The sequence below is a fragment of the Pseudomonas sp. 50_B genome, assembly GCF_017491625.1.
In the GTDB taxonomy this organism is placed as follows: domain Bacteria; phylum Pseudomonadota; class Gammaproteobacteria; order Pseudomonadales; family Pseudomonadaceae; genus Aquipseudomonas; species Aquipseudomonas danubii.
The window spans coordinates 1-430 of record NZ_JAFGYX010000180.1 but is presented as its reverse complement, the minus strand read 5'-3'; the positions used below and the strand labels follow the sequence as shown (position 1 = coordinate 430).

Here is a 430-nt window from a genome sequence, read left to right as displayed (position 1 = left end):
AGGGCGGCTCGGTCGGCTTCGAGCTGATGGACAACCAGAAATTCGGCATCAGCCAGTTCGCCGAGCAGGTCAACTACCAGCGCGCGCTCGAGGGCGAGCTGCAGCGCACCGTCGAATCGATCAACGCGGTGCGCGCCGCGCGCGTGCATATGGCGATTCCGAAGCCTTCGGTATTCGTGCGCGATCGCGAGGCGCCGTCGGCGTCGGTGCTCGTCGATCTGTACCCGGGCCGCGTGCTCGACGAAGGGCAGGTGCTCGCCGTCACGCGCATGGTGTCGTCGAGCGTGCCCGACATGCCCGCGAAGAACGTGACGATCGTCGACCAGGACGGCAACCTGCTCACGCAGACCGCGTCCGCCACCGGCCTCGACGCGAGCCAGCTCAAGTACGTGCAGCAGATCGAGCGCAACACGCAAAAGCGCATCGACGC

1 protein-coding gene is annotated in these 430 nt (G+C 66.7%); it reads left to right on the top strand.

Going from position 1 to position 430, the window contains the following annotated elements; all coding sequences use genetic code 11:
* On the top strand, positions 1–430 hold a 430-nt coding region (gene fliF / locus J5M73_RS31495; protein WP_207817003.1), incomplete at both ends, for a flagellar basal-body MS-ring/collar protein FliF.